The 21,286-nt window shown below is 66.6% G+C and carries 22 protein-coding genes, 1 tRNA gene and 1 other RNA gene; 14 read left to right on the forward strand and 10 right to left on the reverse strand.

Annotation, left to right across the window (positions count from 1 at the left end):
• Nucleotides 1–5 precede the first annotated feature (5 nt).
• The 4 genes from ACWZHB_RS29525 to tgt all read left to right on the forward strand — a co-directional run bounded on the left by ACWZHB_RS29525 (nucleotide 6) and on the right by tgt (nucleotide 5,505).
• Nucleotides 6–482 carry an RrF2 family transcriptional regulator gene (locus ACWZHB_RS29525; protein ID WP_427905021.1) on the forward strand — a complete coding sequence of 159 codons (477 nt, stop codon included), beginning with the start codon at nucleotides 6–8 and terminating at the stop codon, nucleotides 480–482.
• Nucleotides 483–567: 85 nt separating this feature from the next.
• Nucleotides 568–2,301: an ABC transporter ATP-binding protein gene (locus ACWZHB_RS29530; RefSeq protein ID WP_427905022.1), complete on the forward strand. Its 1,734-nt coding sequence runs from the start codon at nucleotides 568–570 to the stop codon at nucleotides 2,299–2,301.
• On the forward strand, nucleotides 2,298–4,202 hold the full coding sequence (locus ACWZHB_RS29535) for an ABC transporter ATP-binding protein (protein ID WP_427905023.1): 1,905 nt from the start codon (nucleotides 2,298–2,300) through the stop codon (nucleotides 4,200–4,202). The genes ACWZHB_RS29530 and ACWZHB_RS29535 overlap by 4 nt, the downstream gene beginning before the upstream one ends.
• A gap of 49 nt (nucleotides 4,203–4,251) precedes the next feature.
• Entirely contained in the window at nucleotides 4,252–5,505 is a 1,254-nt protein-coding gene (gene tgt / locus ACWZHB_RS29540) for a tRNA guanosine(34) transglycosylase Tgt (RefSeq protein WP_427905024.1), read from the forward strand.
• Between the two features lie 37 nt (nucleotides 5,506–5,542).
• On the opposite strand, the gene ACWZHB_RS29545 is transcribed toward tgt, so the two are convergent.
• Nucleotides 5,543–6,316, reverse strand: coding sequence for a queuosine precursor transporter (locus tag ACWZHB_RS29545; protein ID WP_427905025.1), 774 nt, complete (start codon nucleotides 6,314–6,316; stop codon nucleotides 5,543–5,545).
• Between the two features lie 62 nt (nucleotides 6,317–6,378).
• Here ACWZHB_RS29545 and ACWZHB_RS29550 point away from each other — a divergent pair, with 62 nt between their 5' ends.
• On the forward strand, nucleotides 6,379–6,963 hold the full coding sequence (locus ACWZHB_RS29550) for a DUF4190 domain-containing protein (protein ID WP_427905026.1): 585 nt from the start codon (nucleotides 6,379–6,381) through the stop codon (nucleotides 6,961–6,963).
• A gap of 68 nt (nucleotides 6,964–7,031) precedes the next feature.
• Here the strand turns inward: ACWZHB_RS29550 and ACWZHB_RS29555 are convergent, their stop codons facing one another.
• From ACWZHB_RS29555 to ACWZHB_RS29565, 3 genes are read right to left on the reverse strand one after another with little or no spacing between them, the layout of a single operon-like run.
• Entirely contained in the window at nucleotides 7,032–7,733 is a 702-nt protein-coding gene (locus tag ACWZHB_RS29555; RefSeq protein ID WP_427905027.1) for an RDD family protein, read from the reverse strand.
• Nucleotides 7,734–7,778: 45 nt separating this feature from the next.
• Nucleotides 7,779–8,756, reverse strand: coding sequence for a tRNA glutamyl-Q(34) synthetase GluQRS (gene gluQRS, locus ACWZHB_RS29560; RefSeq protein WP_427905028.1), 978 nt, complete (start codon nucleotides 8,754–8,756; stop codon nucleotides 7,779–7,781).
• Between the two features lie 9 nt (nucleotides 8,757–8,765).
• The gene (locus ACWZHB_RS29565; RefSeq protein ID WP_427905029.1) at nucleotides 8,766–9,251 is read right to left on the reverse strand and encodes a DUF309 domain-containing protein; all 486 of its coding nucleotides are present in this window, start codon (nucleotides 9,249–9,251) and stop codon (nucleotides 8,766–8,768) included.
• Nucleotides 9,252–9,671: 420 nt separating this feature from the next.
• On the opposite strand from ACWZHB_RS29565, the gene ACWZHB_RS29570 reads away from it, so the two are divergent.
• Together ACWZHB_RS29570 and ACWZHB_RS29575 are read left to right on the forward strand one after the other, a co-directional pair.
• Entirely contained in the window at nucleotides 9,672–9,881 is a 210-nt protein-coding gene (locus ACWZHB_RS29570; RefSeq protein WP_378638552.1) for a DUF397 domain-containing protein, read from the forward strand.
• 94 nt (nucleotides 9,882–9,975) lie between these two features.
• A complete protein-coding gene (locus tag ACWZHB_RS29575) occupies nucleotides 9,976–11,400 on the forward strand; it encodes a WS/DGAT/MGAT family O-acyltransferase (protein WP_427905030.1) in 1,425 nt (474 codons plus the stop codon).
• 41 nt (nucleotides 11,401–11,441) lie between these two features.
• Here the strand turns inward: ACWZHB_RS29575 and ACWZHB_RS29580 are convergent, their stop codons facing one another.
• Both ACWZHB_RS29580 and ACWZHB_RS29585 read right to left on the reverse strand, forming a co-directional pair.
• Nucleotides 11,442–11,924 carry a helix-turn-helix domain-containing protein gene (locus ACWZHB_RS29580; protein ID WP_427905031.1) on the reverse strand — a complete coding sequence of 161 codons (483 nt, stop codon included), beginning with the start codon at nucleotides 11,922–11,924 and terminating at the stop codon, nucleotides 11,442–11,444.
• A gap of 267 nt (nucleotides 11,925–12,191) precedes the next feature.
• Nucleotides 12,192–12,836, reverse strand: coding sequence for a helix-turn-helix domain-containing protein (locus ACWZHB_RS29585; protein WP_427905032.1), 645 nt, complete (start codon nucleotides 12,834–12,836; stop codon nucleotides 12,192–12,194).
• A gap of 129 nt (nucleotides 12,837–12,965) precedes the next feature.
• Here ACWZHB_RS29585 and ACWZHB_RS29590 point away from each other — a divergent pair, with 129 nt between their 5' ends.
• Nucleotides 12,966–13,097 carry a hypothetical protein gene (locus ACWZHB_RS29590; RefSeq protein WP_427905033.1) on the forward strand — a complete coding sequence of 44 codons (132 nt, stop codon included), beginning with the start codon at nucleotides 12,966–12,968 and terminating at the stop codon, nucleotides 13,095–13,097.
• Between the two features lie 115 nt (nucleotides 13,098–13,212).
• Nucleotides 13,213–14,661, forward strand: a complete 1,449-nt coding sequence (locus tag ACWZHB_RS29595; protein ID WP_427905034.1) for a threonine/serine exporter family protein — start codon at nucleotides 13,213–13,215, stop codon at nucleotides 14,659–14,661.
• Between the two features lie 9 nt (nucleotides 14,662–14,670).
• Here ACWZHB_RS29595 and ACWZHB_RS29600 read toward each other — a convergent pair whose 3' ends face one another.
• From ACWZHB_RS29600 to ACWZHB_RS29610, 3 genes are all read right to left on the reverse strand, one after another.
• Entirely contained in the window at nucleotides 14,671–15,099 is a 429-nt protein-coding gene (locus ACWZHB_RS29600; RefSeq protein WP_427905035.1) for a DUF5994 family protein, read from the reverse strand.
• Nucleotides 15,100–15,359: 260 nt separating this feature from the next.
• Nucleotides 15,360–15,444: transfer RNA gene (locus ACWZHB_RS29605), tRNA-Ser, on the reverse strand.
• A 67-nt stretch (nucleotides 15,445–15,511) separates the two neighbouring features.
• Complete coding sequence (locus tag ACWZHB_RS29610; RefSeq protein ID WP_427905036.1) at nucleotides 15,512–16,504, reverse strand: hypothetical protein; 993 nt, start codon at nucleotides 16,502–16,504, stop codon at nucleotides 15,512–15,514.
• 164 nt (nucleotides 16,505–16,668) lie between these two features.
• Between ACWZHB_RS29610 and ACWZHB_RS29615 the strand changes: the two genes are divergently transcribed.
• The 3 genes from ACWZHB_RS29615 (at nucleotide 16,669) to ACWZHB_RS29625 (ending at nucleotide 18,804) form a co-directional block, all read left to right on the forward strand.
• Complete coding sequence (locus tag ACWZHB_RS29615) at nucleotides 16,669–17,226, forward strand: TetR/AcrR family transcriptional regulator (protein WP_427905037.1); 558 nt, start codon at nucleotides 16,669–16,671, stop codon at nucleotides 17,224–17,226.
• Between the two features lie 23 nt (nucleotides 17,227–17,249).
• An RNA gene (ffs, locus tag ACWZHB_RS29620) (signal recognition particle sRNA small type) lies at nucleotides 17,250–17,344 on the forward strand.
• Nucleotides 17,345–17,511: 167 nt separating this feature from the next.
• On the forward strand, nucleotides 17,512–18,804 hold the full coding sequence (locus tag ACWZHB_RS29625; protein ID WP_427905038.1) for an aminotransferase class I/II-fold pyridoxal phosphate-dependent enzyme: 1,293 nt from the start codon (nucleotides 17,512–17,514) through the stop codon (nucleotides 18,802–18,804).
• A gap of 39 nt (nucleotides 18,805–18,843) precedes the next feature.
• On the opposite strand, the gene ACWZHB_RS29630 is transcribed toward ACWZHB_RS29625, so the two are convergent.
• A complete protein-coding gene (locus tag ACWZHB_RS29630) occupies nucleotides 18,844–19,686 on the reverse strand; it encodes a methyltransferase domain-containing protein (protein WP_427905039.1) in 843 nt (280 codons plus the stop codon).
• Nucleotides 19,687–19,726: 40 nt separating this feature from the next.
• On the opposite strand from ACWZHB_RS29630, the gene ACWZHB_RS29635 reads away from it, so the two are divergent.
• Together ACWZHB_RS29635 and ACWZHB_RS29640 are read left to right on the forward strand one after the other, a co-directional pair.
• Nucleotides 19,727–20,305 carry an HhH-GPD-type base excision DNA repair protein gene (locus ACWZHB_RS29635; protein WP_427905040.1) on the forward strand — a complete coding sequence of 193 codons (579 nt, stop codon included), beginning with the start codon at nucleotides 19,727–19,729 and terminating at the stop codon, nucleotides 20,303–20,305.
• Nucleotides 20,306–20,409: 104 nt separating this feature from the next.
• Nucleotides 20,410–21,123: a hypothetical protein gene (locus ACWZHB_RS29640; protein WP_427905041.1), complete on the forward strand. Its 714-nt coding sequence runs from the start codon at nucleotides 20,410–20,412 to the stop codon at nucleotides 21,121–21,123.
• Nucleotides 21,124–21,286 lie beyond the last annotated feature (163 nt).

The following is a 21,286-nucleotide window of genomic DNA, read 5'->3' on the forward strand; positions in this document are numbered from 1 at the left end:
GAACCGTGCATATCACCGCCAGAGTCGATTTCGCGGTGCGAACGCTGCTCGAGCTCGCCGCGGCCGACGGAGTCGTCAAGTCCGAGGCCATCGCCGCCGCCGCGCAGATCCCGCCGAAGGTGCTCGAGACGGTACTGGCCGAGCTGCGTCGCGCCGAGCTCGTCCTGAGCAGGCGCGGGCCCGACGGCGGGTATCGCCTCGGTCGGCCCGCGACGGAGATCTCGGTGGCCGATGTGATCCGCGCGGTGGAATCGCCGCTGGCGTCGGTGCGCGGGCAGCGGCCGGAGGACGTGCGTTATCCCGGTGCGGCGGAACCGTTGCAGCAGGTGTGGATCGCGCTGCGGGTCAATATCCGCGCGGTGCTGGAGAACGTCTCGATCGCCGACATCGCTGCCGACCGACTGCCCGGTTTCATCGGCGAATTGGTCGCTGACCCGGGCGCATGGGCACGGCGCGAACCGCGCACACCTGCCGGAACCTAGAGTTATCCACAGGCGCGGAGTTATCCACAGGGTGGGTAAAAGTGCGGGGCGTCGGTGACCAGCGCGGGGTAGCCTTCGATCCATCATGTTGATCACCCTGCTGAGGACATACCTCGCCCCCTACCGGCCCCAATTGGCGGCGGTGCTCGTCCTACAGCTGATCTCGGTCATCGCGATGCTGTACCTGCCCAGCCTCAATGCCGACCTGATCGACGACGGTGTCACCAAGGGCGACATCGGATTCATCTGGACCACCGGTCTGTGGATGCTCGCCGTGAGCTGCGTGCAGATCGTGGCCTCGGCGGCCTCGGTGTACTTCGGCGCGCAGGCGGCGATGGGCGCGGGTCGGGATATGCGCGGTGGCGTGCTGCACCGGGTGGAGACGTTCTCGGCCAGGGAGGTCGGGATGTTCGGCGCGCCCTCGCTGATCACCCGCTCCACCAACGACATCCAGCAGGTCCAGCTGCTCATCGTGATGTCGGTGACGATCCTGGTGATGGCCCCGATCATGTGTATCGGTGGCGTCATCATGGCGCTGCGCGAAGACCTCGGGCTGTCGTGGTTGCTGTTGATCGCGGTGCCCGCGCTGGCCATTGCGATGGGCACGATCGTGGCCAGGATGGTGCCGGGCTTCCGGCAGATGCAGGAACGCATCGACGGGGTCAACCGGGTGCTGCGTGAGCAGATCACCGGCATCAGGGTGGTGCGCGCGTTCGTTCGTGAGCGTCAGGAGATCTGGCGTTTCGGGATGGCCAACACCGCACTCACCGACGCCTCGCTGCGGGTCGGCAAGCTCATGGCGTTGATGTTCCCGACGGTGATGTTGATCAGCAATCTGACCGCGGTCGGGGTGATCTGGTTCGGCGGGCACCACGTGGACAACGGCACGATGCAGATCGGCTCGCTCACCGCCATGCTGTCCTACGTCATGCAGATCCTGATGGCAGTCATGATGGCCTCGTTCCTGGCGATGATGGCCCCGCGTGCGGCCGTCTCCGCCGATCGGATCGGGGCGGTGCTCGAGACCGAGTCGTCGGTCCGTCCGCCGCGGCTGCCGCAGTCGTTCAAGGGCGACCCGGCCACCGTCGATATGCAGTTCGCGGAGTTCGCGTTCCCCGGTGCGGAGAAGCCGGTGCTGCGCGGCATTCGCTTCGAGGCAACGCCGGGCACCACCACTGCCATCGTCGGTTCGACAGGTTCGGGCAAGACCACGCTGATCAACCTGATCCCACGCCTGATCGACGTCACCGACGGCGCGGTCTACGTCGGCGGCACCGACGTGCGTCACCTCGACCTCGAGTTGCTGCGCGGTGGAATCGGATTGGTGCCGCAGAAGGCGTACCTGTTCTCCGGCACCATCGCGACCAATCTGCGCTACGGCAAGCCCGATGCCACCGACGACGAACTCTGGCACGCGCTCGAGGTCGCCCAGGCGGCCGATTTCGTGCGTGAGATGCCGCAGGGTCTCGACACTCCGGTGGCCCAGGGCGGCACCACGGTGTCGGGTGGTCAGCGGCAGCGGCTGTGTATCGCCCGCGCGCTGGTGCGCAAGCCACGCATCTTCCTGTTCGACGATTCGTTCTCCGCACTCGATGTCGCCACCGACGCCCGGCTGCGCGCCGCGCTGAAGCCCGAGACCGCCGACGCGTCGGTGATCATCGTGGCCCAGCGGATTCAGACCATTCGCGACGCCGACCAGATCGTCGTCCTCGAAGACGGTGCGATGGCGGGCATCGGCACCCATGACCACTTGATGCAGCGCTGCTCGGAGTATCGCGAGATCGTCGAGTCCCAGCTGAGCGTGGAGGAAGCCCGATGAGGCCAGGCGCACCCGTTCCCGGAGCACCGGGCACGAAGGCCAAGTCGTTCAAGCCGTCGCTGAAGCGACTGGTGAGCAGGCTGGCTCCCGAGAAGTTCACGGTCGGTGTGATCGTCGCGTTGGTGATCACCTCCGTCGTGCTCAATACGCTGGGCCCGTACCTGCTCGGCAAGGCGACGAACCTGGTGTTCGACGGCTTCGTCGGTAAACAGCTCGCGCCCGGTCTCACCAAGGACGAGACCGTCGAGCTGCTGCGCAGGCAGGGCGAGACCACCCGCGCCGACATGCTCTCGGCGATGGATGTGATCCCCGGTACCGGCATCGACTTCGACGCCGTCGGCCGCGTGCTGATGCTCGTGCTCGCCCTGTACGTGGCCGCCTCGGTTTTCGGCTGGCTGCAGGGTTACCTGCTCAATATCGCCATCAACCGGACCGTGAAGCGACTGCGCGACGAGGTGGAGCAGAAGCTGCACCGCTTGCCGCTGCGCTACTTCGACACCGCGCCCCGTGGCGACGTGCTCAGCCGCGTCACCAACGACGTCGACAATGTCTCGCAGAGCCTGCAGCAGACGATGAGCCAGCTGCTGGTCTCGCTGTTCACCGTGGTCGGCATCCTGATCATGATGTTCTGGATCTCGCCGCTGCTGGCGCTGATCGCGCTGCTCACCGTGCCCGCCGCGATCGTGGTCACCGCGCAGATCGCCAAGCGATCCAAGCCGCACTTCGTCAACCAGTGGAAGTTCACCGGCGAGGTGAACTCCTCGGTGGAAGAGGCCTACACCGGTCACGAGATCATCACTGCGTTCGGTCGCGGCCGCGAGGTCGGCGAGGAGTTCGACAAGCGCAACCACAAGCTCTACGACGCGAGCTTCAAGGCGCAGTTCATCTCCGGCCTGATCATGCCGGCCATCATGTTCCTCGGGAACGTGAACTTCGTGTTCATCGCGTTGGTCGGCGGGCTGCGGGTGGCCACCGGCAACCTGTCGCTCGGCGAGGTGCAGGCGTTCATCCAGTACTCGCGTCAGTTCAGTCAGCCGCTCACCCAGATCGGCGCGATGGCGAATCTGCTGCAGTCCGGTGTCGCCTCGGCGGAGCGGATCTTCGAGATCCTCGACGCCGAGGAACAGAGCCCCGATCCGATCGTGGAGATCGCGCGTCCGGTGGATCGCGGGCGGGTGGAGTTCGAGGCGGTGTCCTTCGGCTACGACCCGGAAACCCCGGTCATCGAGCGGCTCTCGCTGGTCGCCGACCCCGGTCATGTGGTCGCGATCGTCGGCCCGACCGGCGCGGGTAAGACCACACTGGTGAATCTGCTGATGCGCTTCTACGAACTCGACGCGGGCACCATCGCGATCGACGACGTCGACATCACCACGATCACCCGCGACCACCTGCGCTCGCGGATCGGCATGGTGCTGCAGGACACCTGGCTGTTCAAGGGCACCATCCGCGAGAACATCGCCTACGGCAACCCGACGGCATCGGAAGCCGATATCCAGGCCGCGGCCAGGGCGGCCTACGTCGACCGGTTCGTGCACTCGCTGCCCAACGGCTACGACACGATCATCGACGAAGAGGGTGGCGGGGTGAGCGCGGGTGAGAAGCAGCTGATCACGATCGCCCGCGCGTTCCTGGCCAAGCCGTCGATCCTGATCCTGGACGAGGCGACCAGCTCGGTCGACACCCGGACCGAGTCGCTGGTCCAGCACGCCACCGCAGCGCTGCGTCGCGATCGCACCAGTTTCGTGATCGCCCATCGGCTTTCGACGATTCGGGACGCGGACCTGATCGTGGTGATGGACAAGGGACGCATCGTCGAACACGGCACGCACGAGCGGCTGCTCGCCGAGCGCGGACCGTACTACGACCTGTACAACGCCCAGTTCGCGGCGGCTCAGTAATACAACGCCCAGTTCAGACGCACCATCGTGGCCCTGGCACGATGGTGCGGTGGCCGATAGTAGCGAGTTCTCCTTCGAAGTAGGCACCCGTCTCGACGGGGGTCGGCATGGCCGGACCGGGGTGATCTCGACCCCGCACGGCGAGATCGCCACGCCCGCTTTCATTCCGGTGGGGACCAAGGCTTCGGTGAAGGCAGTGCTGCCAGAGACGATGGCAGAGATCGGGGCACAGGCGCTGCTGGCCAACGCCTACCACCTGTACTTGCAGCCCGGCGCCGACGTGGTCGACGAGGCGGGCGGGCTCGGGAAGTTCATGAACTGGCCGGGGCCCACCTTCACCGACAGTGGCGGGTTCCAGGTGATGTCGCTGGGGGTCGGGTTCAAGAAGGTCCTTGCCATGGAGGCCGTGGATATCCGGTCCGATCAGGTGATCGCGGCGGGCAAGGAGCGGCTGGCCACCGTAGACGACGACGGGGTCACCTTCCGTTCGCACCTGGATGGTTCGAAGCACCGTTTCACGCCCGAGGTGTCGATGGGGATCCAGCACGAACTCGGCGCCGACATCATGTTCGCCTTCGACGAGTTGACCACGTTGATGAATACCCGTGGCTATCAAGAGAAGTCACTGCAGCGTACGCACGAGTGGGCGCAGCGGTGCATCGACGAACACGAACGACTCACCGCGGTGCGCAGTCATCGGCCGTATCAGGCGTTGTTCGCGGTGATCCAGGGTGCGCAGTACGAAGATCTGCGGCGCAAGGCTTGTCGTGAGCTGGAGTCGATCCGGGGGAGTGGTGGTACGGAATTCGACGGGTACGGGATCGGCGGGGCGCTCGAGAAGCACAATCTCGGGACGATCGTGGGGTGGTGTTGTGATGAGCTGCCCGAGGCGAAGCCGCGCCACATGCTGGGGATCAGTGAGCCGGAGGACATGTTCACGGCGATCGAGAACGGGGCGGACACGTTCGACTGTGTGAATCCGTCTCGGGTGGCGCGGAATGCGGCGATCTATGTCGACGAGGGGCGGTTCAACATCAACACCGCTCGGTTTCGGCGGGACTTCACGCCGATCGATGAGACGTGCGACTGCTACACCTGCGCCCACTACACCCGTGCCTACCTGCATCACCTGTTCAAGGCCAAGGAGATGTTGTCGGCGACGTTGTGCACGATTCACAACGAGCGCTTCACGATTCGGCTCGTCGACCGGATCAGGGCCAGCATCGAGGGTGGGTACTTCGACGAGTTCAAGAAGGAATTTCTCGGCCAGTGGCGGGGCCGGATCAAGGTGCCGGGGGAGTAGGCGGCGGATCTCGCCCGATCCGCCGCCTCGCCGCGAACTAATCGTGGAGTGCGTCGGCCTTGGCCGGGGCGTAGGTGGGTTCGGTTTTCTTGAGGATGGCGATTACGCGGTAGGTGATCGGCATGACGAGCACCTCGCAGAGGGTCTTCCACAGGAAGCCGACGATGACGTAGTTGATGAACGATTGCCAGGTGTTGATGCCGATGGCGGTGGCGGCGATCGAGCAGAAGATGAGGGTGTCGGCGAACTCGCCTACGACGGTGGAGCCGATCAAGCGGGCCCACAGGTGCTTTTCCTTGGTGCGTTCCTTGATCAGCACCAGGGTGGCCGAGTTCAGGAGCTGGCCGACGAAGTAGCCTGCGAGGCCTGCGAGCACCAGTTGGGGGGTGGTGCCGAGGACGGTGCGGAAGGCTTCCTGGTTTTCGTAGAAGCCGGCGGGCGGGAGCTGGATGGCCACGTAGAAGCAACCGACGGTCAACAGCAGCGCGGCGAAACCGGTGTAGATGGCGTGGCGGGTGGCGCGGAAGCCGTAGACCTCGCTGAGCACGTCGCCGAGGATGTAGGCCAGCGGGAACAGGAAGAAGGCGCCGTCGGTCGCGATCGGCAGGATCTGGATCGGGCCGAGCATCACCGAGCTGTCGGTGAAGAACTCCACACCCTTGGTGGCGCAGATATTGGAGATGATCAGCGTCGCGGTGAAGAGAGCGACGATTACCGGATAGAACCCCCGCGCAACCTGGGCGAATGCCGCATGTTCCGGCGCGGGGTGCCCAGATTGGGCAGGTTTGTCGAGCGAGTTCGTATCAGTCACAGCCACTATTCTCCCAAGGAAGCGATGCCTCACAGTGGGCGGTTGTGGAATACGCTGTCGTTATGACGAATCCCGGCGATTCCGACGAGTGGTGGAAGCAATACGGCGGCTCTGGCGTGTCGCCGGAGTCCGGCGCGCCGGGTTCGGTGCCGCAGCATCCCACCGCCCAGCCGTCGCAGCCTTCCAATTACCCGTCGTCGCCGCAGTATCCCCAGCAACCGGCGCCGCCTCCCTCGCAGCCGCAGTACCCGCAGCAGCCACCGTCGCAGCCGCAGTACCAGCAGCCGAGCCAGCCGCAGTATCCGCAGCAGCCGCCGGTTTACGGGCAGCCGCCCGCCTACGGCGCGTATCCGGCCGCGGGTGCCTACCAGCCGTACGGGCAGCAGTACCCGCAGCCGCAGGGCACCAACGGTCTCGCGATCGGCGCGCTCGTCGCCTCGCTGGTCGGGCTGTGCACCTGCGTCGGCTCGATCGTCGGCATCATCCTCGGGGTGATGGCGCTGAATCAGATCAAGGAACGCGGAGGCGAGGGCAAGGGCATGGCCCAGGCCGGCATCTGGATCGGCGTCCTCGCGATCGTGGGCTGGGTTCTCTACGTCGTCTTCATCGTCATAGTCGGCATCAGCGCCGACTCATCGACCTACTGACCTGAACAACGAACAGGGGCGCTTCCGGAATCCGGAAGCGCCCCTGTTGTTTTCGTCAGGTACGGGAATCAGCCCTTGACGACCTGCGTGCCGCCGGCGAACTTGTCGTGCCAGCCCTGCTTGTTCGGGTCCTGCGAGATGGTGACCATGATGTAGATGGTCAGGCCGAGCGTGATCAGCGAGCCGAGGCACGGGATCGCGCCGACCACCACGAACAGGTTGCGCTTGAGCGACTGCTCCGGCGTCAGCGCCGGTGCGCCGCCGGGCGCGAGCACCCGCAGGCCGAGGATCTTCTTGCCCAGCGTCTGGCCCTGCTGCGTGACCTCCATGGCCACGAAGTAGCCGTAGGCAGCCAGCGAGATGAGCGCTCCGCCGACGATCTGGAAGCCGTTGCCGCTGCCGAGAATGAGCGCGACCACGATCGAGAGCGGGATGCCGACGATCAGCTGATCGATGATTCGCGCACCGATCCGGATCCCCAGATCGGCAGGCTGCACGCCGCCGAAGGGCTGCTGCTGACCGTACTGGCCCTGCTGCGGGTAGCCCTGCTGCTGACCGTACGGGTCCTGCCCGTAGGCCGGCTGCTGCTGGCCGTAGGGATCCGGCTGGCCGTAACCGGGCTGGGGTGCGCCACCGTGTCCGGGCTGGCCGTACGGCTGCTGCTGTCCGTAGCCCGGCTGCGGCTGCTGCTGGCCGTAGGGGTCCTGGCCGTAGCCGCCGGGCTGACCGCCCTGCGGGTACTGGTTGGGGTCGTAACCACCGCTGGTCATATTCTCAGTCCTCGTTTTGATCTTCTAGATCGGTCGATGCGTACGTTACGGACATCCCTCTGGTCGGAACAACCCGATAGGCTCGAGTATCCACGGTTTCTCAGGGATGCGGGCGGGGTCGAAAACTTCGCGTAGCTCGGCAGTCGTCCGTGCGGAATACCCGAGTGAATCCGCGATCGCCGCCACCACGTCCTCGGGCGTGTTCCCCAAGGCGCGCTGATCCGAAAGGCTCACGGCCCCATCACGTTTTGCCAGCCGCTTGCCCTCCTGATTGAGCACGAGCGGTACATGGGCGTAGGTCGGCACGGCGAGTCCGAGCAGGTGCGCCAGATAGGCCTGGCGTGGGGTGGACGCCAGCAGATCGTCACCGCGAACTACCTGGTCAACGCCTTGTGCGGCATCGTCGACCACGACGGTGAGGTTATAGGCGGGAATACCGTCGCCGCGGCGCAGCACCAAATCGTCGACGGCGCCCCGATATCGGCCGTGCAGTAGATCGGTGAACTCGTATTCGGTCACGTCGGCACGCAAACGCACTGCGCCGACGCGACCTTCGGCTCGCCGGGCGGCGCGGTCGGCCTCGCTCAGGTCACGACAGGTGCCGGGGTAGGCGCCCATCGGCCCGTGTGGGGCGGTGGCAGCCTGCTGGATTTCTCTTCTGGTGCAGAAACATTCATAGGTGCGCCCAGCGGCGGTCAATTGCGCGACCGCGGCCGCGTAGCGCGACAGCCGTTCGGATTGGTAGACCACGGGGCCGTCCCAGTCGATGCCGATCGCGGCGAGGTCGTCGAGCTGTCGTTGCGCGGCACCGGGGCGGACGCGGTCGAGGTCGTCGACGCGAAGCAGGAACTTCCGGCCCGAAGTTCGCGCGAACAGCCAGGCCAGCACTGCCGTACGCAGATTCCCCACATGCAGTTCGCCCGACGGGCTGGGGGCGTACCGCCCCGCTCCGCCGCGCGAGCCGTCACCGGTCGCGCCGGAGCTCGCAGGCGCGCCGTGGCTGGTCGGCGGACTCGTCGGCACCCCTGGATTCTAGGCGGGTGTCCGGCACAGTCGCGTGCGCAGCCGCTCCTCGGTGACGGGCTCACCGGTATCGAGCGCGTCGAGCAGCTCCTGTGCGTGCGCGATCAGCCCGGCCAGGTCCACATCGTGGTGCTGGGCATTCGCCGGATAGGACCCGAGCCGCTCACTCGCGCGGCGCAGCAGCGTACCTGCGCCCTTGGCGTTGCCACGCTGGATGTGGGTGAGGCCGACGGCGTATTGGGCCAACCCCTGCCAGAGCATCCGTTCGGCAACCGGTCCGTTCTTCCATGCTGCCTCCAATACCTCGTGGGCATTGAATGCCAATCCGTCGTCCAGCAGTTGCTGAGCGAAGGTGAGAGTTTGCTGGGGTCCGAGCTCGAGGTCGTCGGGAATTCGGGCGACTCCGGCACTGCCGGGCGGCAGCGGTCGGCCGAGTCGGTCGCGGGGGCGGTCGTTACGGGCACGACCTGCGGTGTCACGGTCACGGGAGATCATTCCCCCATGATCCACGCCTACCCCCGATGGTGCTCATGTGGCAGATGTGGCACTTGAGAAATTGACGTATCACGGACTAATCACATGGAGGTAAATCAAGATGTGTCAACCGGATCGGGAATGGGTAAGCGGGCTGGCAATGCCCCCGCAAACGTGAAGCTTCGCAAGCTTGGCAAAACGATATGGGAAAGCAAATTCTCTTCCGCAACATTGCGGAAGACCTGCTAGTGTTTCTTCCGCGGGGGCAGCCCCCGGAGGCAGAAACGCCTCGATGCGCTGGTTCGTGCCGGTCGGTTGCGCGCGCCGTGTGGCAGTGCCTTGTGTGCCACGAAGTAACTCATCGGTCGCGCCGGATTTCGACAATGTTCAACGATTCCAGGAGTTATCCCCCTTCTCGATGAACCAAAGGAGACAAGTGCCGTGGAAGTTGATGTGACCGACGCTGTGTGGCGGAAGAGCACCTACAGCGGACCCGATGGGAACTGCGTCGAAGTGGCCTTTCTCGCCGGCGGCGATATCGCCGTTCGCGACACCAAGGACCGCGGCCGCGGACCCGTGCTGGCCTTCGGTCCAGGGCAGTGGCGAGCGTTCCTCGCCGATGTCACCGCGGGAGAGTTCGCGCGCGGCTGAGCCGCGAGATGCATCTCGAATGGGCAATACCGGCCCCGAGTCGAGCGGACTCGGGGCCTTCTCAGGACCTCGGCGGCTTGGCTATCGTGACCGGATGACCACGATGGCCGCGCGTGACGCGACGATGTACTGGCTGTCACGACGCACCGCCAATGATGTGTTCCTGCTCTACTCTTTCGCTGAAACCGATACCGCGACAGACGACCTCCGCGCTTTCGTCGCCGCGCGTGCCGCGCGCATTCCGGATCTGCGGATCCGGTTACAGGACATACCGGGCAATCTCGGCTATCCGCGGTGGGTTCCGGCCGAATTCGCGTCCCAGCAATTCGTGCACCACCAGCCGGACGGCATGTCCTGGCGGGAACTGCTCGCGGATCTGGGCGAACTCCTGGGAACCGGTGTCGTCGCGACCGAGTTCCCCTGGCGCGTTCACGTTTTCCGGGCCGTCCGCGCCGCACCGCGGTCCGTGGATCCCGTTGTCGTAGTGGTGCTGCAACTGTCACACGCGCTGGCCGACGGCACCCGCGCCGCCGCCATCGCGCGAGCGCTCTTCGGTGCCGATGACGCTGTTGTCCACAGCACACTTGTTGTGCCTGTGGATAACTCGGCATATCACCCGGTCGGACCTGCACAGATCTTCACACAGCCTGTGGATTCCTGTGGACAACCCTGTGGATGGATTGCTCGATGGGTAGATCCGAGAGTGCTTGGAGTACTGCGTCTTCCCTGGCAGCTCGCCACGACGGTATGGCGCGGGCGGGCCGCGTACCTGGCGCAGCGTGAACTGGCGGACCGGACCGCCGCGGGTGAGGTGCCCGCGGCCGCAACCGGATTCGCGCCCTGTGTGCTGAACCCCGCGACCAGTGTCGACGGCCACCACGTACGCATGCTGGTCGTCGATGCAGGCAGCCTGCGCGTACCGGGCATAACCGTCACTGTTGTTGCGCTGACGGCGATCTCGTCAGCACTGTCCGACTACCTCGCCGAGCGCGGAGAGCGACCGGACCGGCTGGGAACGGCACTCCCGATGGCACTTCCCGCGCCGAGCGCCGCCCGCAACAACTACCGCGGGCTGTCCATCGACCTGCATATCAACGAACCCGACCTGCGCATCCGCGCGAATCTCATCGCCGACGAACTCGCGGCCCGCCGGACGCGAGCGCTGAATCCGCTGCTTTCCGCGCAGGGTCGAGTCGGCGAGGTGGTGCCGTCCTTCCTCGCGATCCGCGATGTCGAACGTGCCGACCTGGACACCGTTCCCGCCGCGCTCGACGGCAACACCGTCGTCTCCAGCGTCTACCGAGGCCCGGCCGATCTCGCCTTCGCCGGCGCGCCGGTCCTGTTCACCGGCGGCTTTCCGGCTCTCGGCACCGTCATGCATCTGACCCATGGGGTGCACGGAATCGGTGAAACCATCACGCTCTCAGTGCATTCCGATGCGCTGGTCGTAGCGGATCCCGACCGTTACCTGGTGCTGCTCACCGAGTCGCTCGCTGCCGTTGTGGCGGCGCACCGCTGATCGTTATCCGCAGGCGGATATCGCACCGCGCGCCGCCGATTTCACCGAATCCGGGTGGGGCCGAGTTCGTTTCCCGGTCGATTCAGCTCGGCTCCCACCGCGAGTAGTGCCGACCGCAGAGCTGTCGCCGGATCGGTTCCGGTGGCTTCGCCTTCGATCACGCCGTCGATCCGGAACGGGCAGAAGTACCCGGTTCCGCTGTCTCCCTGGTGCGGTCGCCCGATCTCGATGAGCGGACCGGCGGGCTGCGCGGCGGCGATCGCCGTCACGAGAGCGGCATCGGCCGCCCGCGGATCTCGTCGGCGAGTGACCGGAAGCGCGGGCGCCGACTGTGCGTGCACTCGCTCGTACCAGGCGATTACCTCGAAAGATGCCGCACGCGTGCCAGTTTCGTAATGGCCCAGCGCGGCCCGGCTGTACGGAACGCGAGTGGCCAGCGCGGCCAGCGACAACCCCGCCTCTTCTCGCAGTCGCCGCAACCGAGCTCCGACAACGCCGTTCCCCTGCTCGCCCCGACTGGACATGGACCCATCGTAGAGAACTGTAGACGTTTGTAGACGCTTTTTGCTGTCCAAAAGGTCTTGGCGGCGACCATACTTTTTCGTGGCGGCTCAGCCACCACCATACCGCGCCACTCGTGCAGGCACTGACTCGTTCGGAGGGGAACCGATGGAGATGTATCTGTGGATTGCTCTGGGGCTGTTCGTGTTCGGGGGGCTGAGCCGCTACCTACTACTCACCCCGCCCGCCGAACGCGGGCGCCCGAGCGTCGCCGAGATCCGGCGGCGGCTTCAGGCCGAGCGCGAAGGACCCGGCCACGACTCGACGCTGCCGTCGGTGCGCAACATCTCCGCCAGCAGCTTCTCGGCGTCGGACTTCTCCCGCGCCAGGACGCTCCAACCGCGCACCAGACCGTCGGGGCCCGACTTCGTCGTCCACGAGCCGACCGCATGAGCACCTTGGGGATGCAGCGAGTAGTAGATCGTGCCGACCGGGAACGCGATATCCATGCCACGCATCCAGCCGGTGAGCGCCTCGCCCTCCCATACGCGCATCTCACCACGCACCTGGTTGACCGGATCGGCAACGGGCACAGCCGGTTCGGCGGCCGAGTCGAGCATCAGATGGTCGCCCTCGTGCCGGATGGTCACCGCCGCTACCTCGACCTCGTCCGGGTGATTCGCCGGTTTCTGCCAGGCTGCCCACCAGCGTCCGGCCAGGTCGACGCGGTTGTCCACGATGCCGGCCAGCTCCGCCAGCGAGACCTGCAACGCGTCGGCCAACCGCACCGCGACAGGCAGCGTCGGCGACTGCTCTTCGGACTCGTACCTGGTGATCTGGCGCGAGCTCACCCCGATCGCGGTGGCCAGCGCGGGCTGCGAGAGCCCGAGCAGCCTGCGCCGCTCCTGGATCACCTTCCCCGTCCCGGTGTTCATACAGTCATCGCCTCCATTGCCTGCCCCTCCCGTCACACCCTGCTGGACACATCCGCACCAGACCCGCCGACATCGCGCGCCGCGATCCGCCTGCACGAAGAGCACTGGCGCGCCGCGCATGCCGACTGTGTGGCCGATTCTTCCATTTCTTCGCTCCAGCAGGCCCGTTTCGTGCTGACTCAGCACAACGGATGCGGTCCACGCTGCTTACAGCACCTGGCGGCGACGGCCTACAGCACCGGATTGATCGACGACATCTGAGCCTACGGCGCACCTGTGAGCCTCGCCACGCGCTCCTCGCCGCATCCGCCACCGACACGTTGACGAACTGATTGCGAGTCGGCGAAGGCGCTGCGATCCCCATTACCGTCGAGGTATGAGTGCGGACCCCCTGGCGGAAGGCGACGGCGCCACGATCCTCGAGCGCCCAGGTCTGCGCCGGTGGTGGCGATTGCGCAGACCGTTCCTGCTGCCGTCGCAGCGGGCCACGGCCGACAACATCGTCGCCGCGCCCACCCCGCTGCAACCGATCGACCTCGCCGACGACGCCGAGGTATCTCAGGTACTCGACCTGGCGGTGCGGGTGGGTGAGGTCGTGCTCTCGGCCGGTACCGGTGTCGGTGACACCTCCGCGCAGGTTCGCTTCATCGCCTCGACCTACGGCCTGAACAGCTGCGATATCGACGTCACCTTCGACGCCATCCGTATCACGGCCGACCGCGGGCCACGGCTGCCACCGGCCAGCGATATGCGCGTGGTGAAGTACCGCTCGCTCGACTTCACCCGGTTGGCCGCGGTCGACCGGTTGACCCGGCGCATCCGCAGCCAGATCGTCCCCGTCGACCAGGCGCACGCCGCCCTCGACGAGCTGATCTCATCGCGGCACCCCTATCCGCGCTGGGTGTCGACGGCGGGCTGGTCGCTGCTGGCGGCGGCCATCGCGGTGCTGCTCGGTGGTGGGTTCGTGCTGGCCGCGATCAGCTTCGCGACCACCGCCGTGATCGATGTGGTGAACCGATTCCTGCATCAGCTCGGTCTGCCGCTGTTCTTTCAGCACATGATCGGTGGTGTCATCGCCACCGTCCCGGCCATCGCACTCGCCTCGGTCAGCGACCACTGGCGTTCGGATGCCGCGCTGATCGTTGCCGCGGGCATCACGGTGCTGCTGTCTGGTCAGCAGCTGGTGGGTTCGGTGCAGGACGCCATCACCGGCGCGCCGATCACCGCGGCCGCCCGCATGCTCGAAGTGGTGATGATGACCGGCGGCATCGTCGCCGGTATCGGTCTGGCACTGCGAATTTCGACGATGATGGGCATCGCGGTACCGGAGATCGCGGCCGGCGCGGGCCGCGACACCGAGTATCTGTGGATCAAACTGATCGCCGGTGCCGTCGCCGCGATCGCCTTCGCGATGGCCTGTTACGCCGAGCGGCGCGCGCTGTTCGCGGCGGGGCTCAGTGGTGCGGGCGGCACCATGGCTTACCTCGGCGCGCAGGACATCGGCTTCGGGCCGGTGGTGTCCGCGGGCTTAGCGGCCACCGTGATCGGTCTCGCCGGTGGTCTGATGGCACGTCGCGCGCTCACGCCGCCCCTGGTCGTCGCGGCGGCGGGAATCACGCCGCTGCTGCCGGGTCTGAAGGTGTATCGCGGGCTGTATGCCCTGCTCGAGGACGAAACGCTGCTCGGGTTCGGGCAGATCCTCGGTGCGTTCGGTGTCGGCTGCGCGCTGGCGGCGGGCGTCATCCTGGGTGAATGGTTCGACCGCTTGCTGAGTCGCCGCGGTGCGCCGCGTGACTTCGATCCGACCTACACCAGCGACCGATGAACTAGAGGCTCAGATCTGCACGAGGGTGCGAGGCCCGTCGGCCGCCGTGTCGGCGGGCGCTGGGTCCTGGATGCGCGGTTTGCCCGCTGCCCACCGCATCTGGCTGCGGGCCGCCGGCGCCTCGGTGGCGGCCGGGATGACCAGCAGCGCGAGCGCGGCGCCGTTGCTGCCGACCACGTGCATGATGCGCGCGGCCTGGTCGTTGTGGGCTGTGCCGGTATCGGATTCACTGGCGGTCCAGTCGAATCCGAGCCTGGCCAGCTTGCCGATCCGCGGTCCGACCGCGGTCACCAACTGGTGCAGCTCGGTCATCGGCTGGTCGGTTCGTGGCCACCAGGCGCCGTCGATCGGCCCGGTGGTGGCTTTGTGGTCACGCAGCATCAGCCGGATCGGCCCGGACGCGTCGCGCCCGATGCTCGTTTCAGGTGCTGTATTCACTTCGTTTTACTTTCTGATTTCTTGCGATCGACGCCTTCGGGCATCGACCGGCGCGATCCGAACTGCGGACCGGCGCGAAGGCTGGGTACCCACTTGACTGTGTCGGCACGCACATTCGTATTGGGTGCGGCGACGACGGTATGTGGGTGTGGTGGGGGTCTCCCGCACCATCGGGGCTCACTCTACGGAAGCCCACTGACAGATCCACCGATTAAACGAACAGGGCCCCGACCGGCGAACCGATCAGGGCCCTGCTGTTGCGGAGGATAGGGGATTTGAACCCCTGAGGGCGTTAACCCAACCCGCGTTCCAGGCGAGCGCCATAGGCCACTAGGCGAATCCTCCGTGGAGCAGCATAGCGGGTCGCAGGGGTGCGATGCCAAACCGGCCCCCGGCGACCCGGTCTGACCTGCTACTTCTTCAGAGCGGCCATGGCCTTGCGGACCTGGGCTTCGGCGGCGGCCGACATCTCGGCACGGTCGTAGCTGCCCATCGTGGACACCTCGATCTCCACCTTCACCGACACGTTGCTGTCGATCGCCGCGACGATGTAGGTGTAGTCGTTGGGGATCGAGCCGTAGATCTGTTGCTCGCTGGCGTAGTAGGCCTCGGTGCCGAGGCCGCTCACCGGGCCGTTCTCGTGTCCCTTGCCGGTGGTGCTGGTGTCGGAGCTCTTCCAGCGGGCGTAGTCGGACTCGGTGCCGGTATCGGATTTGAACTCGACCCGCAGCGACAGACTGGCCTCGTCGGCGTTGCGGCCGGAGTCCTTGTTCTTGGCGTCGCAGTTGTAGGAGCCGCCGCCGATGTACTCGTAGGGTTCGCGCTCGGTGTGGGTGGTCGTCTCACGGGTGGTCGACCACTGGTTCAGCACGGACAGGTCGACCAGATCGCAGGCGTTCTTCCCCTTCTGGAACTCGTAGTCGCCCGCCCACTTGTCGGAGTCGGGGCCGAGTGAGTCGGTGGCCTTGTTCACCGCGAAGACGATGCCGCTGATCACCAGGACGGCGACGATCGCGATCGAACCGAGCACCCACCACAGGGTCTTGTTGCCCGAGGAGGGCGGCCGCGGCGGTGCGCCCCACTGCGGCTGCGGAGCCTGATATCCGCCCGCTTGCGGCTGCGCGAACTGCTGGGGCGGTGGGAACTGCTGCTGGGCGAACGGCTGCTGGTTCGCGCCGCTCTGATACGTCGGCGGCGCGGTGTAGGGGTTGGCGCCGCTCTGGTACGGCGTGGCCGCGGGCGGTGCCGTGTACGGACCCGGCGCGCCGATATTGCCGCGCAGCACCGTCGGGTCGGCTTGCGCGGGGCTTTGACCCGCGCCTTCGCCGGGGCGTTCCCACCATGCGACGGTAGGGTCGGACGGCGGCACGCCGTCGCCGGGTGGTTGCTGATTCGGGCCGGTCACGATCGGGCCCCCCTCTGTGTCATGGGGAACCGGAACCCCCCGCTGCCGATATCGGATAGATCGTAGCCAGCGTCGCCGTCAGCGTGGTGACTATACGGCTGCGTACACTCGGGGACCGGCCACCCGATGCGGCGGCAGCCGAGGAATATGAGGAGGAACACGTCGTGGGCACCGCGCGAACTCCCCGGGCCAGATGGATCGAGGAAGGTCTGTCCGTGCTGGCGTCCTCGGGCGTCGACGCGGTGCGGATCGAGGCGCTGGCCAAGCGCATCGGCGTGACCAAGGGCGGGTTCTACGGCTACTTCGCCGACCGCGACGCCCTGCTCACCGCCATGCTCGACGTGTGGGAGAACGAGGCGACCGATCAGGTGCTCGAGCGCGTCGCGACCCTCGACCCGAAAACCAAGGCGCGGGTGGCCGGGCTGCTCACTTTCTCCAGCGATCGGCTGCTACCCATCGACCTCGCGATCCGCGACTGGGCCCGCCGCGACGACGACGTCGCCGAACGGCTGCGCCGGGTCGACAATGCGCGAATGGCGTTGCTGCGCGAGACAATCGGCGTGTTCTGCGAAGATCCAGACGAGGTCGAAGCGCGAAGTCTGCTCGCCTTCTGCGCCACCATCGGCAGTCACTTCCTGGCCGCCGACCACGCGGGTCGCTCGCGTGTGGAGGTCCTCACGCGAGCCGCCGACCTGCTGTTCGAAGACCGGAATCGCTCGTAGCCGGAACTACCGCTACACTGGCCGACGGATCCCGCGCGGCGAGCATCCTGTGAACTCCCCCAGGGCCGGAAGGCAGCAAGGGTCAACGGGCTCTGCCGGGTGCGCGGGGTCCCCTTTAATTTCAGGGGTCCCGTCCTCGACCGATCGGCCTACGCACCTTCGCAGCGTGCGAGCCGGATCCTGGCCCTGATACCCCGCCGATTCCGGGCAACCGCCGGGTAACGTTGCGGGTGTTGGCACGCTAGAGCGTGCACCCCACCTTGCTGCTTCGAAAGGCTGCCCAGGATGCCCCGGCAAACGCAGATCGGTTTGATGAGCCACGAGGAACTCGTGTCCGAGCACGAGTCCCAGACCGCGAATTACGCGACGCTCAAAACCGAGAAGCTCACGCTGGACCTCACCCGAGGTAAGCCCTCGCCGGAACAACTCGATCTGTCCGCGTCGCTGCTGTCCCTGCCGGGCGACGGCGACTTCCGCGACAGCTCGGGCACCGACTGCCGCAACTACGGCGGCCTCACCGGCCTGTCCGAACTGCGCGCGATCTTCGGTGAACTGCTCGGCGTTCCGGTCGCCCAGCTGCTGGCGGGCAACAACGCCAGCCTCGAGATCATGCACGACATCATCGTGTTCTCGATGCTCTACGGCACCCCCGATTCCCCGCGCCGCTGGGTCGACGACGAGCCGATCAAGTGGCTGTGTCCGGCCCCCGGCTACGACCGGCACTTCGCCATCACCGAGGCGCTCGGCATCGAGATGATCACCATCCCGATGCGCCACGACGGCCCCGACACCCACGCCATCGCGGCGCTGCTGGCGAACGATCCGCAGATCAAGGGTCTGTGGGCGGTGCCGAACTACTCCAACCCCACCGGCGTCACCTTCTCCGAAGAGATTGTCCGCGAACTGGTTTCGATGCCCGCCGCGGCGCCGGACTTCCGGCTGTTCTGGGACAACGCCTACGCGGTGCACCCGCTCACCGATACCGCGGCCCCGGTCATCGACGTACTCGGGATGGCCGCGGCCGCGGGCAACCCGAACCGCCCGCTGGTGTTCGCGTCGACCTCCAAGATCACTTTCGCCGGCGCGGGCGTGAGCTTCTTCGGTGCGTCCCAGGCCAATATCGACTGGTACCTGTCGCACGCCTCGAAGAAGAGCATCGGCCCCGACAAGCTCAACCAGCTGCGCCACCTGCGCTTCTTCACCGACGCCGAGGGCGTGCGCGAGCACATGCAGAAGCACCGCGCGCTGCTCGAACCCAAGTTCGCGCTGGTGCGCCGCATCCTGGAAGACCGGCTCGGCGCGTCGAAGGTGGCGTCGTGGACCGAACCGAAGGGCGGCTACTTCATCAGCCTCGATGTGCTCGACGGCACCGCCGCCCGGGTGATCGCCTTGGCCAAGGAGGCCGGCATCGCGCTCACCGCCGCGGGCTCGGCGTTCCCGTACAGCAAGGATCCCGAGGACAAGAACATCCGCATCGCGCCCAGCTTCCCGCAGCTGCCGGAGCTGGAGAAGGCGATGGACGGGCTGGCGACCTGTGTGCTGCTCGCGGCCACCGAGAAGCTGATCGAAGAGCACTGAGCCGTGGGTGCCGGGCGCGGCGAGCGCCCGGCACCGGTGTCAGTCCGGTTTGTGCACCAGTGCGCCGAACAGGGTTACCGAGATGTGGATGTCGCCTCGGTCGGCGCCTGCCTGTAGGTCGGCGAGTAGTTGGTCGCGTTCGGTCGCGGTGATCACGCCGCGCAGGGCGGCCAGGTCCGCGATCCGGCGGACCAGGGCGCCGGTGCCGACCGTGCGGTCCTGGACCAGTGCGTGCGAGCCGATCTCGTCGACTACCAGGCCGGCGCCGGTGAGCAGTCCGGCGAGGCGACGGCCCGAGTGCGGGTTGGTGGTCGAGGAGATCAGCGTGTCGATCACCGCGCGCACCACCCTCGGGTTGCCGGGATGCACGATCGCGGTCGCCCAATCGCAGTCCACGACGACCGCGCGCCCACCGGGCCGCAGCACCCTGGCGATCTCGGCCGCCGCCCGCGCGGGGGCGGTGAGGTGCTGGAACACCCGCTCGCACAGCACCGCGTCGAAGGTGTCGGCACCGAACGGCAGGCCGTAGGCGTCGCCGGAGACGAACGTCGCGCTCGACCCGGACTCGACCGCGCGGCGCTGGGCCGAGGCCAGCAGGTTCGGATCCGGCTCGACGCCGACCGCGGTGCCGTCGGGCCCGACTTCCGCGGCGAAGGTGACCACCTCCGATCCGGTGCCGGACCCGATATCGAGGGCGCTCTCGCCGGGCCGCAGCGCCAGCGCGGTGTGACTCCAGGCGCCGAGCGCGCGCATGCCGGGTCGGGTGACTTCCAGATCATGGGCGTCGATCAATTGGTCCCGGGCCGCTTGGTCGAAGCGGGCCGGTCGTGGGGTGTAGTCGGTCATTCGCACCGCCAGAGTGGGAGCAGTCCTCGTGAGCATGGACTCAGAGGCTACTGGTGAAATGTGTCACGATGAATGTATGACTCGCACGCTGTGCCTCGCGCAGGAATCCGAGGCCGACGAACTGCTCAGCACCGACGATTTCGCGCTGCTGCTGGGGATGCTGCTCGATCAGCAGTACCCGATGGAGCACGCGTTTCGTGGGCCGCGCAAACTCGCCGAGCGCATGGGGGGTTTCTCGCTGCGGCAGATCGCCGAAGCCGATCCGGCCGAATTCGAGGAACTCGCGGCGACACCGCCCGCTATTCATCGATACGGGCGGTCGATGGCGCGCCGGGCGCAGGCGCTGGCCCAGTACGTGATCGAGCACTACGACGGGGTACCCGCGCAGATCTGGACCTCGGGTGATCCCGATGGGAAGGAGGTGCTGCGCCGGTTGCAGGACCTGCCGGGGTTCGGGGCGCAGAAGGCGAAGATCTTTCTCGCGCTGCTCGGCAAGCAGCGCGGCGTGCAGCCCGAAGGGTGGCGAAAAGCGGCCGGATCCTATGGCGATGACGGATCGCGACGCTCGGTCGCCGATGTGGTCGATGCCGAAACGCTGTCGGAAGTAAGGGAATTCAAGAAGCAGGCCAAGGCGGCCGCGAAGGCCGAGAAATGAATTCTTAGTTAAGATCTAGCTGCTTTTTTCCCTCGTCACGGGGGTGGATCTGCTCGAAGCTGGCAACTCGAACAGCTCCACGACAGATGAGGGATTGGCAGTTTATGAAGATTAGGAAATTCGCCGTGGTCGCGGCGCTGTTGACCGTGGCTACCGGTGTCACGGCGGGGACGGTGAACGCCGCGCCGGCCGACGAGACCGCCGCCCCGATCAACTACACCGCCGAGGTCGTCGACGAGTCGAAGGCCGTCATCACCACCGACGCGGGCTCGCTGGTCGAAGAGGACGGCGTCTTCAAGATCAAGGCCGCCAACGGCACCGTCGTCGCGGGCACCCCGCTGGCGTTCCGCCTCGACGAGTTCGAACTGCCGATCGCGGCGGAGATCTCGGGCAACACCGCGACGCTGACGCCGCAGCTGGATCCGGCCAGGGCCGTGTACAAACCGGTCGCGCTGCCGTATGAGGACAAGGCCCCATGGAAGACGGAATACGAGCGTGAGCAGGCTGCCTGGAGCCGTTTGACCTCCACCATCTCGCTCGGTGCCTCCATCGGCACCTTGGTCGGTGGACTCGGTGGCGCGGCCGTCGGTTGCGTCGCGGGTGCTGCCTCCGGTGCGGTCGCCGGTGGTCTTCTCGGCTTCCTGGTCGGCTCGGTCCCCGGCGGCATCGGCGGCTGCCTCGTCGGCGCCACCACGTTCGGTGCGCTCGGCGTCATCGCGGGGCAGATCCTGGTCACTGCTCCGGTCGCGATCGGTGCGGCGATCCAGTACTTCACCACGATCAACCAGCCCTTCAACGCGCCTGCTCCGGCCAAGTAAGAGCAGTTCTGCATTCGAATCCCCTGCGGGAACTTCGGTTCCCGCAGGGGTGCTGCTGCTTTGGCACGACGCTGACCTGCGGTGATGGTGTGCCGCATCGCACAATTCGCCGGTTCGGCTTGGATGGGTCCGGATTCGGTGTTAACTTGATTGTTATGTCCGG

The organism is Nocardia sp. FBN12 (genome assembly GCF_054031145.1).

What these genes read in the sequence shown, in the direction of transcription:
- ACWZHB_RS29630 (WP_427905039.1), bottom strand. Translation starts at nt 19,686, where the DNA reads ATGCTCACGAGGACTGCTCCCACTCTGGCGGTGCGAATGACCGACTAC.
- ACWZHB_RS29595 (WP_427905034.1), top strand. Translation starts at nt 13,213, where the DNA reads ATGAGTGCGGACCCCCTGGCGGAAGGCGACGGCGCCACGATCCTCGAG.
- ACWZHB_RS29580 (WP_427905031.1), bottom strand. Translation starts at nt 11,924, where the DNA reads ATGTCCAGTCGGGGCGAGCAGGGGAACGGCGTTGTCGGAGCTCGGTTG.
- ACWZHB_RS29635 (WP_427905040.1), top strand. Translation starts at nt 19,727, where the DNA reads ATGACTCGCACGCTGTGCCTCGCGCAGGAATCCGAGGCCGACGAACTG.
- ACWZHB_RS29530 (WP_427905022.1), top strand. Translation starts at nt 568, where the DNA reads ATGTTGATCACCCTGCTGAGGACATACCTCGCCCCCTACCGGCCCCAA.
- ACWZHB_RS29555 (WP_427905027.1), bottom strand. Translation starts at nt 7,733, where the DNA reads ATGACCAGCGGTGGTTACGACCCCAACCAGTACCCGCAGGGCGGTCAG.
- ACWZHB_RS29565 (WP_427905029.1), bottom strand. Translation starts at nt 9,251, where the DNA reads ATGATCTCCCGTGACCGTGACACCGCAGGTCGTGCCCGTAACGACCGC.
- ACWZHB_RS29625 (WP_427905038.1), top strand. Translation starts at nt 17,512, where the DNA reads ATGCCCCGGCAAACGCAGATCGGTTTGATGAGCCACGAGGAACTCGTG.
- ACWZHB_RS29585 (WP_427905032.1), bottom strand. Translation starts at nt 12,836, where the DNA reads ATGAACACCGGGACGGGGAAGGTGATCCAGGAGCGGCGCAGGCTGCTC.
- ACWZHB_RS29535 (WP_427905023.1), top strand. Translation starts at nt 2,298, where the DNA reads ATGAGGCCAGGCGCACCCGTTCCCGGAGCACCGGGCACGAAGGCCAAG.
- ACWZHB_RS29550 (WP_427905026.1), top strand. Translation starts at nt 6,379, where the DNA reads ATGACGAATCCCGGCGATTCCGACGAGTGGTGGAAGCAATACGGCGGC.
- ACWZHB_RS29575 (WP_427905030.1), top strand. Translation starts at nt 9,976, where the DNA reads ATGACCACGATGGCCGCGCGTGACGCGACGATGTACTGGCTGTCACGA.
- ACWZHB_RS29640 (WP_427905041.1), top strand. Translation starts at nt 20,410, where the DNA reads ATGAAGATTAGGAAATTCGCCGTGGTCGCGGCGCTGTTGACCGTGGCT.